This is a genomic window from Curtobacterium sp. 18060 (assembly GCF_902706105.1).
Classification (GTDB): Bacteria; Actinomycetota; Actinomycetes; order Actinomycetales; family Microbacteriaceae; genus Curtobacterium.
On sequence record NZ_CACSJV010000112.1, the window covers coordinates 1 to 529 of the forward strand.

At 60.3% G+C, this 529-nt stretch carries 1 protein-coding gene; it reads left to right on the top strand.

Going from position 1 to position 529, the window contains the following annotated elements:
• Positions 1 to 200 precede the first annotated feature (200 nt).
• Positions 201 to 529, top strand: a 329-nt coding sequence (locus GVL05_RS19800) for a transposase (RefSeq protein ID WP_159574244.1), incomplete at its 3' end; no start/stop codon positions are given.

Sequence of the window (529 nt, forward strand, 5' to 3'; positions counted from 1 at the left end):
GATCAGCGCGGCCAAGAAAGTGGTGATCCACGATCACCTCTACAACTGCCTGGACCAGGTTGTGGGCGCAAGCGCAGCATCCGCACGCGCCTCCATCGCGGAATTCAAGGATCTGACGAAATACCTTTGACCGATTGGGGGCCATTTAGAGTCGCTAACAAAACCGGGAACTTGCACAGCTGAGCAGCGTCATGTCGTGGATGAAGCGAGCCTTGATCAGCCAAAAACTCTGGCAAGAATTCGAGCCACTGGTACCACAGCCGAAGCGCTCGCCCAAGGGAGGCCGGCCGCAGTGTGACGACCGCTCCGCCTTCAATGGCATCCTGTTCGTTCTGATGACCGGCATCCCATGGGAAGACCTGCCGCAGGAACTCGGCTTCGGCAGTGGCATGACATGCTGGCGACGCCTGCGGCAGTGGCAACGCGAAGGCGTCTGGGATCGACTGCATCAGGCGCTGCTCCATCGCCTGCGCCAGTACGACCAAATCGACTGGAGCCGCGCAAGCATCGATGGCGCGAGCGTTGCGAG